This is a genomic window from Ferrimicrobium sp. (assembly GCF_027364955.1).
Classification (GTDB): Bacteria; Actinomycetota; Acidimicrobiia; order Acidimicrobiales; family Acidimicrobiaceae; genus Ferrimicrobium.
On the sequence record NZ_DAHXOI010000002.1, the window covers coordinates 202,524 to 214,824 of the forward strand.

Below are 12,301 nucleotides of genomic sequence, written 5' to 3' on the forward strand. Positions count from 1 at the left end.
GCGAAATCCTTCCACTCGGCAATAGGACGGCAGATTTGCCTAAGCGAATCTGCATGTAGCTCAAGAGCCTTGGTCAACCTAGCCTGAAGAAGTTACTCCTACGTCACTTCTCAGCTGATTTTATCGATCTTTGTGCTGTAATTGAAATACTTCTATGGTATTCTGCCACGTCCGGCCCGCGAATTTCGTGGGTTCGATGCCTCGAAGTTCGGCAAGAAACGAACCGGTGATCGCCACGTTGCCAATGTGATTCGGCCGGCCCCGAAGGGGTACCGGTGCCAAGTAGGGTGCATCAGTCTCGACCAAAACCCGTTCCAAAGGAGCGACCAAAAAAGCCTGACGGACGTCCTCGGCGTTCTTGAAGGTTGCAATCCCTGAGAACGACAGATAGGCACCATAGTCGAGCGATCTTCTCGCCTCAAGAGGGCCGCCAACGAAGCAATGCATAATCAGGCGGTCTGGAACGCCTTCATCATCGAAGATCCGGAATGTATCCTCCCAGGCATCGCGGGTGTGGATGACAAGTGTCCGATCAAAGCGTTTCGCTAGAGCGATCTGGGCCCGGAACGCCGCTTCCTGGTGTTGTGGATTCGAGTACTCATAGAACAGATCGAGTCCACACTCGCCAACCCCACAGACGATCTCGGAGTTCTCTTTGATCATCCCTTCGAGAGTCTCGAGGCTCTCCTTGCTCGCCGAGTCCGCATCGTGTGGGTGAATCCCCACCGCAACCCCGATGGTCAACTCAGGGTGTTCTTGGCGCAGTTCGCGGGAGAGCCGTACCATCTCCGTGGACGATTCGACCGAGGTGCCGACCGCCACGAAGCCACCTACTCCCTGTTCCCTCATTGCATCGAGTTCATCGCTCCAACCCTGGGCACTCGGGTGGGCGTGTGAATCGAACCACATCAACGAACTCCTTTGACTAAGCGCGGAAACAACGGTTCAGCACGCGCAAGTTCGCACACCTCTCCGCCAGTGATCCATTCGAGAGGTCCTAGCTCACGCCACCCCAACCGCACGAGCACTCCCGCGCTCGCGTCCGGGACTGCAGGCATGAGAAGCGCCGTGACGAGTCGAAGCGCCTCCCTGACCACACCGAGACACCATACACTTGCAGGGTCGTCCACAGGTTGGCGCCACGGCTCGTACTGCTCAAGCAACGAGTTGGAGAAGCGCACCATCTCCATAGCCGCACCAATGGCAGCGTTTGGACGGAACTCATTCCACGCAGCCACTCCTTCTAACCACATCGCTTGTAAGCGATCAATTCTCTCATCTAAGGCTGGAACGGGTGGGGTCCTGCCCCCCAATTTTTGCACAATCAGAGCGACCGTTCGTGAGACGAGATTACCAAGATCATTCGCAAGATCAGCGTTATAGGTCGCACGTAAACGCTCGAGTGAGACGTCACCATCCGATCCGAAACTAGTAGCAGAAAGTAAGTAATAACGAAGCGCATCAGAGGATAGCTCACGGACGACACTCAGTGGATCGATTTGATTGTGGCTTGACTTCGACATTTTCGCGCCATCCACTAAGAGCCATCCACTCACGAGCAGCTGTGATGGGGGCTCGATACCCGCCGCCAAACACATCGCTGGCCACCAGACAGCGTGAAAACGAATGATATCCTTACCTAACAGGTGATGAACCGCCGGCCACCAATCCGCGAACCGGGTGTCATCTTCTCCATAGCCGATAGCAGTAAGGTAATTAATCAGAGCATCATACCAAACGTAGAACACGTGCTGATCATCCCATGGTACCTGCACACCCCAGGTAATCGATGTCCGCGTAATCGAGATATCCTTGAGCCCCTGTCGGAGAAAACCAAGAACCTCGTTGACTCGAAATTCCGGTGTCACCTGAATCTTTCCCGATTCGTAGAGTGCAATCAACTTATCAGTAAATGCGGAGAGTTTAAAGAAGTAATTCTCCTCACTCATCTCGGAGACTGGTCGCTCGTGCACGGGACACCGGTTGCCGTCAAGGAGTTCGCTCTCCTCGTAGTAGGCCTCACAGGCAACGCAGTAGAGACCGACGTAGTAACCCTTCTCGATGAAACCATTCTCGTAGATAGCAGTCAAGAACTTTTGGACGGTCTGATGATGACGATCCTGTGTTGTCCGGATGAAATCATCGAAAGAGATCGCAAGCTCTTTCCACGCACCCACGAACCGGGTAGCGGTCTGGTCGACCCAGGCCTGCGGCGATATCTGGTGCTCCTCGGCTGACTGCTGAATCTTCAACCCATGCTCATCAGTTCCCGTCAGGAAAAGGACCTCGTCCCCGAGCAACCGATGCCAACGAGCAAAGGCATCTGCATTGATCGCGGCGTAGGCGGTGCCCAGGTGCGGATCACCGTTCACATAGAAGATGGGTGTCGTAATATAGAAGCGACTCATTCTGGCAATTCCAATCCATCGTTGCTGTCGAACGCTAGTTTAACTCGACCGCGTTCCATTGGATCGACTCGAGAGCATCAGTTGATAGGCATCCCGGTTGGGCACCGCTTGAACCTGCGCATAGATTGCGGCCGCCTCCTTGGTTCCCAGCGTCGATGCGGCGAGTGCGTGCAGCAATCGATCACCCTCGACTGCGGATGGTGCTACTGCTGGGGCCTCTTCGACTACAATTGCCCATTCCCCTTTGGGCTCCGTACCCGCGAGCCACTCCAGGGCTTCGGAGAGGGTCATCCAGTGCATGGATTCGTGCAGTTTGGTTAATTCACCAAGCAGCAGCACCTGGCGAGAAGGATCGTGCGCAGCAAGCTCCGTACATGTCTCGTGCAACCGTCGAGGCGATTCCAGGATGACTCCGACAGAGTGGGCCCTCATCACGTTTGCGACCATCTGCGACCGTTCCACGCCACGACGAGGGAGAAACCCATAGAAGCAGGCTGTACTCGCTATTCTCGGCCAAAGCGCCAATGCTGCGGTGAGCACCGACGCTCCTGGAATCACGCGAACCGTGCCACCATGACGAAGGGTGAGTTCCACGAACCCAGCTCCGGGATCCGACACACCGGGCATGCCTGCATCCGAGACGAGTGCCACATCACCGGTCTCCAGGGAGGCGAGAAACTCCACCTCTGTGATGTGCTGCCTGCCTTGATAGCTGCGGACCTCGCGGGGGGTGATCCCCACCAGATGACAGAGTCGACCAAGGACGCGAGAGTCCTCCGCTATCACAAGATCGACCGTGCTCAAGCACTCGCGAGCGCGCGGGCTGAAGTCTCCGAGATTGCCGATCGGAGTACCGACCACAAAGAGCGTACAACTCATGATTTGATCATCAGCCGATCCCCGATTCCTGGCGTCGCAACCGCCACTACATGCCGAGGCAACACAATAACCCTAAGGGATGAGACCATCAACCAGGGGCGCAGGGCACGTAGTTCACGCACACGACGAACAACTAAGTCCTTATCGAGAAAGAGTGCTACTCCATTGGTTGCCCTCCCTACTCCTGGCCACAGCACAACGCCTGCACCGAGATCGATGGCCATGTCAATTGCTGCGCGCATCGACCAGCTCATCGATCGTGCCAACATGAGCGAGGCGAGAACCTGACCACGCGAATCAAGTAACCACGCCATGGTCGTTACACGTTAAAACGAATCTCGAGGACATCACCATCGGCGACAAGATAGTCCTTGCCCTCCAATCTCAGCTTGCCCGCCGCCTTCGCCTTCGACCACGATCCGATCGCCAAGAGATCCTCCCAGAAGATAACCTCGGCACGGATAAATCCACGGGCGAGGTCAGAATGAATCACTCCAGCGCACGCCACCGCGTTGGAACCCGCACGGAAGGTCCAGGCGTGGGACTCCTTATCGCCAGTGGTGAAGAACGTACGCCGATCGAGGGCGCGATAGGCAGCCTCGGCGATACGATCAAGCGCCGGGCGCTCGATACCAAGTGCCTCTAACATCTCCTCTCGCTCCTCCTGGCTGAGACGAACCAGTTCGGATTCGAGTTTGAGACTTGCTGAAAGCACCACCGGATCACCGCCGAGTTGCGCCGCCACCTTTGCTTCGAGCTCTGGATCACCTTGTGGAGTCTCCTCGTCGGTGTTGATGACCGCCAAGACTCGCTTATTGGTCAGGAGAAAGGAGTTGTGCAAGATGGCGAGCACCTCGCCACTCAAGCCAGCTCGGTAAATAGGTGTCCCCTCCTCCAGTGCGGCACGAGCGACCTCTAGGGCTTCGATCTCTCCACCGAGGCTCTTATCAGCTCGCGCGGCACGTTTTCTCCGATCGAGGGTGCCCTCAATGCTCCCGAGATCGGCGAGCGTCAACTCTAGCTCGAGCGTCTCCAGACTCGACAGCGGGTCACTCTCCCCTGGTATCTGATCATCTTCAAAAGCCCGTAGGACATAGACAATGCCGTCGACTTCACGAATCTGGCCGAGAAAGCGATTGCCTAATCCCGCACCGGTGGAACTCCCTGAAACAAGTCCCGCGATGTCGGCGACCTGGATATGGGCATAGACGAGTTTCTTCGACTCATGTAACACCGCGAGCTTGTGCAGCCGTTCATCAGGCACAACCGCCTCTCCCACCACGCTCTCCGTGGTCGAGAAGGGATGAGGCGCCACCAAGGTCGCCGACCCCGTGAGCGCGTTATAGAGGGTCGATTTGCCAGCGTTTGCGAGGCCAACCAGGCCGAGACGTTCCATACCCCAAAGCCTACCGCTCAATACCACTTCTCCGAAGGGTGGCGAGACCAGCCCTTGAGGCCGACTAGCCTGTCTCACCTATGTCAAAGAGAACAGTCAAGAGAAAACTGCGGGCCAAGAAGAAGGCGAACCATGGGAAGAAGCCAAACTGCGGCCGAGGCTAATAACGTCCTCGAGATCCCTACGCTGTTCACGGGTTGATCGCCTCACTCTGGGATGACTGGAGAATCTTGCTGGCCTACACAATGATTCGACCCTGTCGCAGAGCAGGTTTGGCCCTGCCAAAGGCAGGGATATTCGGGTACGTCGAGAGTTGACAGACGAGGTAGCCTCGCTCGCCCTATCCCGAATTCGACACCAAATCGGTTCTTTAGTTGCCCAACGCAAGATCGCTGGTGTTCGGGTAGGACGAAGGAGCGTGGCCGTAACAAGGACCACGACCAATTGATAGCTGCGTTCACGCATCAAGCACACTCACCCGCAGGTACGACTGCGCTACAGGTACGAATGGGTAGTCGGAGCGGACCACCAGTCTTGACAGCGTGGCACCTCCTTGACAGCGTGGCACCTCCTTGACAGCGTGGTATCCCCTTGACGGCGTGGCACCTGCTCGACAGAGTGGGACTTGCGGGGTCGCATCAGCCATGACCAACATGCGTGTCCACGATCCGGTCATCTCATCAACCATATGAAAAGTGCTGAAGGAATCGTCTCTACCGGCCCGGGTCGTTGGCGTCTCCTCTTCTGCCACTTCGACACGTCTTTGGATCCAGGTGACGAAGGGGCCGCAGGCACGCAGTAACGATAGCGCGTTAAGGCTTAAAGAGCATCAGGTAAAAGGCGACGAGATACAGTACTACCACAACCTGTTGGGTCCGTAGGACGATGAGGCCTTGTGAGTGGATCTCAACATCGCTACCTCCTACAGCACCTACCTCCGGTGCCGATGCCAAGAGCGCACCCAACTTGCGCTGAGCCGGCCAGCCGCGCGCGGTCAAGAGCCCAAGGGTGATCACCCAAATCGTGACCGCTGCCAAGAACCAAATCTGGCTGATGTCTGCGGCATCACGGACCACCAGCAGGCTAATTCCAAAGACTGGCACGAGGATAACGCACCATTGCGCCAGTGATATCTTCCCATCAAAAAACCGCCGTACCGACTCGCTAGGTCCCAAGTGGGCAGCGTCACGGGCAGTCCATCCCGCCATCGCGTTGGAGCCAAATCCAATCAGTCCTATTCCAACGTGACAGATGAGGAGTACAACATAGAACGGGTTGTTGATCGCTAGATGCACCAGAACACCCTTGAATGCCTCACCTTCGCCATAGCTTCCCTGTCACTTCAGTGACTGCATCGAGCGCATAGTCGATATCGGCGGCATCGAGCGATGCCGCGTAGGAGAAGCGCACCTGGCTCAACGCCTCTTCACGAGCGTAACCAAGGGCGCGCAACACATGCGATGGCTGCATCGCTCCGGAAGCACACGCCGCTCCTGCGGAGGCATAGACGCCTTGCTCGTCCAAGAGAAAGAGAATGTCCTCCGCGCGTAGGCCACGAAAGACTGCACTGGTCATTCCCACCCGGGACTCCTCAGAGCCTACGATGGTAATTCGCTTATCGAGAGCGATTAATCCCCGTTCCAGCCGCTCCTGAAGCGATCGACAGACCTGTCGATGGCGCTCGCTCTCCCTCTCAGCGGTGAGCAACGCATGAACGCCCGCCACTGCAAGTGGGACCGACACCGTTCCAGCGCGCAGGTCATACTCCTGGGCGCCCCCGACCAAGAGCGGTGTGATCTCAACCCCACGTCGTCGAAGCAGCACCACACCCACCCCGACTGGACCGCCTACTTTGTGGGGGCTCAGCACGCCAAAATCAACCCACTCTATCGTCTCTGCGATCCCACCCCAAGGTGCAAGCGCGACAAGGTCAGAGGCCACGAACGCAGAAGGATTGAGTCGCTTGACCAGTGAGCTCAACGCACGAACGGGCTGAATGACCCCCGTCTCGTTGTTCGCTCCCATGATGATCAAGGCGTTAATGGTCTTTGGCGAGGCCTTCAAGGCCTCCATGGCCGGTACTAGATCGACGATTCCTGATGGGGTTATCGGGAGCCAAACGACCCGATCACCCAAGCGCTTCAGTGGTTCCATCGCACAGCTATGTTCAATCGGTGTGGCAAAAATTATGCCAGGTCGCTCGGCAGCTACACGGACTGCCCAGTTCATCGATTCTGTCGCACCAGAGGTGAAGAGAACTTCGTCAGCCGCCACGCCAAAAGCGTGAGCGGCTCGCGTACGGGAGAGTTCAAGCTGATGCTTCGCAGCAGCTCCAGCAGCGTGCCCGGAGGCAGGATTCCCAAGAGTCGCACGCACCGCGTCGACGTACGTCGCTACGACTTCTTTTGACATCGGGGAGGTCGCCGCATGATCGAGATAGACTTCCACGTCTCCTGAGTCTACGGATCCAACCAGCACCGTTACGCTGTAAGCTCAGCCTCTACTCATCGAGTCGCCACCTCGCGAAGCGCCATCACGCCTTCGTAGACCTGTGCGAAACTGGTATAGAGCGGAGACGGAGCAAAACGGATACGATCGGGGACGCGATAGTCCACCAAGACTCGATGATCGACAAAGAGAGCGTGCGAGAAGGCAAGAGCATCGGGGTGCTCGAAGGTGAGATGTCCACCCCGTTGTGCGACCTCGCGCGGCGATGCGAGTCTGAAGCCTTCTGGCGCCAGATAGTCATCGAAGAGCTCGATGGCCAGCTGCGTTTGAGCCATGGACTTACTCCGAAGCCGTTCGATGCCCGCATCACAGACCACACCGAGCGCACCCTTGAGCGCCTGGAGCTGGAGCACCGGGGGCGTGCCGACCAGAAAGCGTGCTATCCCAAGGGCAGGTTCGTATCGTGGCCCCATCTGGAACTGATCGAGGGCAGAGAACCACCCCCAGATTGGCTGGGTGAGCTCACTCTGGAGACGTGCTCGCGCATAGAGAAAGGCCGGTGAGCCTGGCCCTCCGTTCAGATACTTATAGGTACAGCCAACAGCGAAATCGACATCGTCATCGTCCAGAGCAATCGGTACCGCACCGACCGAATGAGAAAGGTCGGCGACCAACATCCCACCAACGCTGTGGATCGTATAGGCGATGCGAGCGAGATCGTTCAGTGCACCAGAACGGTAGTTGACCTGCGACACAACGACGAGCGCCACGTCATCGTCGAGATAGGGTGCAAAATCGTCGACCGAGATCGGATCATTCATTGCGGTGGCCATCAGGCGAAGTTCAAGGCCATGGGCTGCGGCGATCCCCTCAAGGATGTAACGATCCGTAGGGAAGTCATTAGCATCGACCAAAAGCGCACGACGATTTGGAACGAGCGAGAGGGCTGCAAGAATTGTCTTGTACAGGTTCACCGAGGTCGAGTCAGAGACGACGACTTGCCCGGGTGCGGCACCGAGCAGCTCTGAGCCCAAAACGTCACCCAGTTGGGAGCTGAGTTCCGTCCAGTGCTCCCAACCCCGAATCAACTCTTGGCCCCACTCGTCGTCGATAGCAGAGAGTATGGAGGCTCGGGCATCGTGGCTGAGACGACCAAGCGAGTTCCCATCAAGATAATTGATGCCAGGCGTGTCGGAGACGAATCGACCTCGAAACTCTGCAAGCACATCTGACTGGTCGAGCTGGTCGATTCGCTGCGTAACCTCCGCCACCATGAGCCACCCCTCTCTTCAAAGGATCTACCCTAGCGAGACAGCAGCCCGCTCCCCACCTCGCTCGAATCGGCCCTTGTCGTTAGCACCACGCACCCACTCGACACGCCAACGCCTCCGCTAGGACGATTGAGATCACAATGATCGACACCTGCCTTCTCTGTCCTATGCACCGTGCGCGTTGCTGTCAACAGCATGACAGCTTCTCTGCTCGTGTAGCGAACCGAGACGGAACATCTCAGTGAACTCTCGGTTATACCTAGCACAACAATTCACGAAACTAGGGTCACGAGCTGCTAGCTTGAGTGGATAAAGGAGCGCCTGTGGATGCACATCAGTTGAGACTCGATCCCCTCACCGGTCGATGGGTAGTTGTCGCCGAGGGGCGACGATACCGACCAGCCGCAATCTCCCTCTCTTCGGAGGTATCACCAGAGGATCAGACCCGTCCCTGTCCGTTCTGTCCGGGGAACGAAGAGGCCACGCCTCCCGCGCTCGAGACCTATGGACCCACGGGTTCCTGGCAGGTCAGGGTGGTCCCAAACCTCTACCCGGCCTTTCAAGGGGATGCCCCGATGGTCAGTGTCAGCCACGGACCCGTCTTCACCCAGGCACCCGCCGCCGGGATACACGAAGTACTAATTCTGTCGCCAAATCACGATGCAAAGTGGAGTGACTTCGATCCAGAACAGTCACGTGTCGTGATGTCAGCCATCCGGGATCGAACGGAGGCGCACGCTCACTCCAAATCGATTCGCTACTCACAGGCCATCGTCAACCAAGGACGTGATGCTGGTGCATCCATGGCGCATCCCCATGCACAGCTCCTCGGCATGTCCTTCGTTCCCCGAGAACTCGCAGATGAACAGGCGGGGTTTACCCGATTTGTTGGCGGTTGTCTCCTCTGTACGACCGTTGCGCTTGAGGAGTCCATCGACTCACGGATTCTCTTCGCCAATGACCATCTCGCCGTCATCGCACCGTACTGGTCGTCGATCCCGTTCGAGCTCCTTATCATCCCAAAAGAGCACGGTCCCTACCTGCACTTGGCGGGTCCAGACGCCCTCTTTGGCGTCGGAGAAGCGATCACCGCTTCACTGGCGACGATCCGCAAGAAAGTTGGACCCGTCGCCTACAATCTGGTTTTTCACTCCTCCCCCTATCGCGCTTTTGGCAACTTCCATTGGCACGCCCATGTCTATCCGAAGCTTTCCACGCTTGCTGGCTTTGAGATGGGTACCGGGGTGCCGATCAACATCGTCTCGCCAGAGCTCGCCATCGAAGTCCTAACGGACGGGCCGCGTCACCTCGCCGTTGGGTAGTGCGGTTTCGACACCGCCACTCACTCGTCGGTTTCTCCATGACCGGGCCTACACTCTGTATTCCCGCTGCGGCAAGCGGGTAGTACCACGATCGGGCAATTGCGCTTGAGAGAACGAACTCGCGTCCTTGCTACGAACCGTACCGATCGCCCTCGCAAGCTATTACGTCCGAACCTGACCGGCAACGAATCACGCAGCCGGCCAACGACTGGGCTTTCTTCGGAGTGGTAATTGCGTGGTCATGGCCCACCAACACCAGCGGCCACGATGAAATGGCTAATCCGCGAGGACGCATCGAACAGCCGAATCCCCAGCGATCTCGCCCAAGACCACTACGTCGTGGCGAGTGCACTCTCGACGAAGGCCGCTCCTCGCAAACCTGCATCATCACCAAGCTCGGCAGGACTCAGCCGCAAACCTCTCAGGTACTTTGGAACACTTCGGTCAAAAACCTGCTGAGTGAGCTCAAGAACAAATGGATCCGAGAGACCAAGTCCCCCACCAACGACGATCTTGTCCGGTGCCAACAACCAGGCAAGGTTCGAGAGGAGGATGCCAAGTGCCTCAGTCACCCTGCTCAGCACCTCGCGCTCCATACCAGCGTTTGCGGCAGCTGACTTCACCAATCCAGGATTATCGACCACCAGACCAGCCTCCTTTGCCATCCGCGCTAGTGCGGTACCCGAGGCGAGTGCCTCAGCCTCATCCATCGCCTCAAGTCCAAGACGGGTGTGACCAGCCTCCATTGTCGAGAAGTGTCCTCGCAGGAGACGTCCGGCATGCACAACTCCTGCGCCGACCCCAGTGGAGCAGGTCAAAAAGACAACGGTCGACCCGCCCTTGCCAGCACCGAGCTCTGACTCTCCGAGTGCCGCCATGTCTGCGTCGTTAACGAGGATAACCTTCTTGTTCAGCACCTTCTCTAACGCCGCGACGCTCAGCTCACTGAGAAACTCCTGATCAAGGTTCGGGGCATAGACGACGTGACCCTTGGAGTAGTCGACCACACCTGGTGCGCCAAAGACGAGGGTCGGAACCTCTTCGCCCTCAACCAGGGATACGAGCTGTCCAAGTCCCTCACCTACGGAGGTCGCCTCTTTGGTGCTCAATACCGCACGTTTGACGATGTCGCCTTCGCTCGAGACGCGCGCCATCCGGAAATTCGTTCCGCCTAGATCAACCGCTAAAACCTCGCCCATTTAACACCAACCTCCAAACTCGCTGACTAGACCGTCTGCCTCCCTTGGGCCACCGGTGCCTGCGCCGTAGAGGAGAGAAGCTGGCTGATCAAGTAGTGGTGATACTACCCGCCACGCCGCTTCAACCGACTCCTCGGATGCAAATCGCGACTGATCGTTGCGGGTCACATCGTCGATCAGCTGCGCGTAGGGCTCTTCTCCCTTCACCTGACCGCCGGCACGACCCACCTCCAAGGAGACCGGAGCGGAGCGGAGATTGGGACCGGGCACCTTGGCCTGCATCCGCAGATCGATCAGATCCTGGGGCTTGAACTCAAAGATCAAACGATTCGGTTCCGGCTGGTGGTGGGTGTCATTTGAGTCAAAGATCAGCGTCGGCGGCGACCGAAACTCGATGATCGCATTCGTCTTGGTCTCATCGACCGCCTTCCCAGCCCGGATAAACACTGGCACGCCTGCCCAGCGCCACGAGTTCAAACGGACACGAACGGCTACGAAGGTAGGCGTCGAGGAGCCAGGGGTCACACCCGGTTCGTTCATGTAACCGCGATACTGTCCAAGCACTGACTCGGCCAAGGAGAAGGGCTCCATCGAGGAGAGTACCTTGACCCGCTCCGAGGCAACCGCATCAGAACTCATCGACAGCGGAGGTTCCATTAACAGCAGGCAGAGGAGTTGGAGGAGGTGGTTTTGCACGACGTCTCGCAGAACGCCGACGCCATCATAAAACGCTCCTCGACCCTCAACCCCAAAGTCCTCAAGCATGTTGAGTTCGATCCTCGAGACATAGTTGCGATTCCATAGCGGTTCAAGGATAGAGTTGGCGAACCGAAATACCAGCAGGTTTTGGACCGCCTCTTTACCGAGAAAATGATCAATCCGATAGATCTGAGTCTCACTAAATGCCTTCGTCAGGACGCTCGAGAGCTGGCGAGCGTCAGCGAGGTCTCGACCAAAGGGCTTCTCGACCATCACCCGTCCTGTCTCGGCAAATCCGGCTGCCTCAAGACGATCGACCACGACCTCAAAGAAACGTGGAGGTATCGCAAGGTAGAAGATCGGCTCCGCATCCGACTCGATCACCGTTGCTAACTCCTCGTAGAGATCTTCCGCGCCGTAGTCACCCCGGACGTAGGCCACGTCACCAACGAACTCATCGATCTGGGCCTTGTCGAAATGGCCCGAGTCGGTCAAGAGGGCCGAGATATACTCGCGGAAACTCTCGACGCTATGATCGGTATCGGCTACACCGACTACCTGGAGGCGATAACCTTGGTGATCACGAAAGACCGTCATAAGGGCTGGCAACAACATCTTTCTTGCTAAATCGCCAGTGGCTCCGAACAGGACGAATGGTATTTTCCTCATCGCACTTCCT

General features: G+C 57.4%; 12 protein-coding genes. 1 reads left to right on the plus strand and 11 read right to left on the minus strand.

The features are described 5' to 3' along the window. Positions 1 to 120 precede the first annotated feature (120 nt). From M7Q83_RS02695 to kynU, 9 genes are all read right to left on the minus strand, one after another. Complete coding sequence (locus M7Q83_RS02695; RefSeq protein WP_298335097.1) at positions 121 to 909, minus strand: TatD family hydrolase; 789 nt, start codon at positions 907 to 909, stop codon at positions 121 to 123. Further along, positions 909 to 2,408, minus strand: coding sequence for a methionine--tRNA ligase (metG, locus tag M7Q83_RS02700; protein WP_298335099.1), 1,500 nt, complete (start codon positions 2,406 to 2,408; stop codon positions 909 to 911). Before metG ends, M7Q83_RS02695 begins: the two co-directional genes overlap by 1 nt. Positions 2,409 to 2,447: 39 nt before the next feature. Then, a complete protein-coding gene (gene rsmI / locus M7Q83_RS02705) occupies positions 2,448 to 3,287 on the minus strand; it encodes a 16S rRNA (cytidine(1402)-2'-O)-methyltransferase (RefSeq protein ID WP_298335101.1) in 840 nt (279 codons plus the stop codon). Continuing rightward, positions 3,284 to 3,601: a hypothetical protein gene (locus M7Q83_RS02710; protein WP_298335103.1), complete on the minus strand. Its 318-nt coding sequence runs from the start codon at positions 3,599 to 3,601 to the stop codon at positions 3,284 to 3,286. The genes rsmI and M7Q83_RS02710 overlap by 4 nt, the downstream gene beginning before the upstream one ends. A gap of 5 nt (positions 3,602 to 3,606) precedes the next feature. Then, complete coding sequence (gene ychF / locus M7Q83_RS02715) at positions 3,607 to 4,683, minus strand: redox-regulated ATPase YchF (protein ID WP_298335105.1); 1,077 nt, start codon at positions 4,681 to 4,683, stop codon at positions 3,607 to 3,609. Between the two features lie 457 nt (positions 4,684 to 5,140). After that, positions 5,141 to 5,434 carry a hypothetical protein gene (locus tag M7Q83_RS02720; RefSeq protein ID WP_298335107.1) on the minus strand — a complete coding sequence of 98 codons (294 nt, stop codon included), beginning with the start codon at positions 5,432 to 5,434 and terminating at the stop codon, positions 5,141 to 5,143. Between the two features lie 61 nt (positions 5,435 to 5,495). Next, on the minus strand, positions 5,496 to 5,978 hold the full coding sequence (locus M7Q83_RS02725) for a hypothetical protein (RefSeq protein ID WP_298335109.1): 483 nt from the start codon (positions 5,976 to 5,978) through the stop codon (positions 5,496 to 5,498). Between the two features lie 19 nt (positions 5,979 to 5,997). After that, on the minus strand, positions 5,998 to 7,131 hold the full coding sequence (locus M7Q83_RS02730; protein ID WP_298335111.1) for an aminotransferase class V-fold PLP-dependent enzyme: 1,134 nt from the start codon (positions 7,129 to 7,131) through the stop codon (positions 5,998 to 6,000). Positions 7,132 to 7,187: 56 nt separating this feature from the next. Continuing rightward, positions 7,188 to 8,405: a kynureninase gene (gene kynU, locus M7Q83_RS02735; RefSeq protein WP_298335113.1), complete on the minus strand. Its 1,218-nt coding sequence runs from the start codon at positions 8,403 to 8,405 to the stop codon at positions 7,188 to 7,190. A 320-nt stretch (positions 8,406 to 8,725) separates the two neighbouring features. Here kynU and M7Q83_RS02740 point away from each other — a divergent pair, with 320 nt between their 5' ends. Beyond that, positions 8,726 to 9,724 carry a DUF4921 family protein gene (locus M7Q83_RS02740; RefSeq protein ID WP_298335115.1) on the plus strand — a complete coding sequence of 333 codons (999 nt, stop codon included), beginning with the start codon at positions 8,726 to 8,728 and terminating at the stop codon, positions 9,722 to 9,724. A gap of 332 nt (positions 9,725 to 10,056) precedes the next feature. On the opposite strand, the gene M7Q83_RS02745 is transcribed toward M7Q83_RS02740, so the two are convergent. Both M7Q83_RS02745 and zwf read right to left on the minus strand, forming a co-directional pair. Next, positions 10,057 to 10,923: an ROK family protein gene (locus M7Q83_RS02745; RefSeq protein WP_298335117.1), complete on the minus strand. Its 867-nt coding sequence runs from the start codon at positions 10,921 to 10,923 to the stop codon at positions 10,057 to 10,059. Next, positions 10,924 to 12,291 (minus strand): glucose-6-phosphate dehydrogenase, encoded by a 1,368-nt coding sequence (gene zwf, locus M7Q83_RS02750; RefSeq protein WP_298335119.1) that lies wholly within the window; start codon positions 12,289 to 12,291, stop codon positions 10,924 to 10,926. Positions 12,292 to 12,301: the final 10 nt, after the last annotated feature.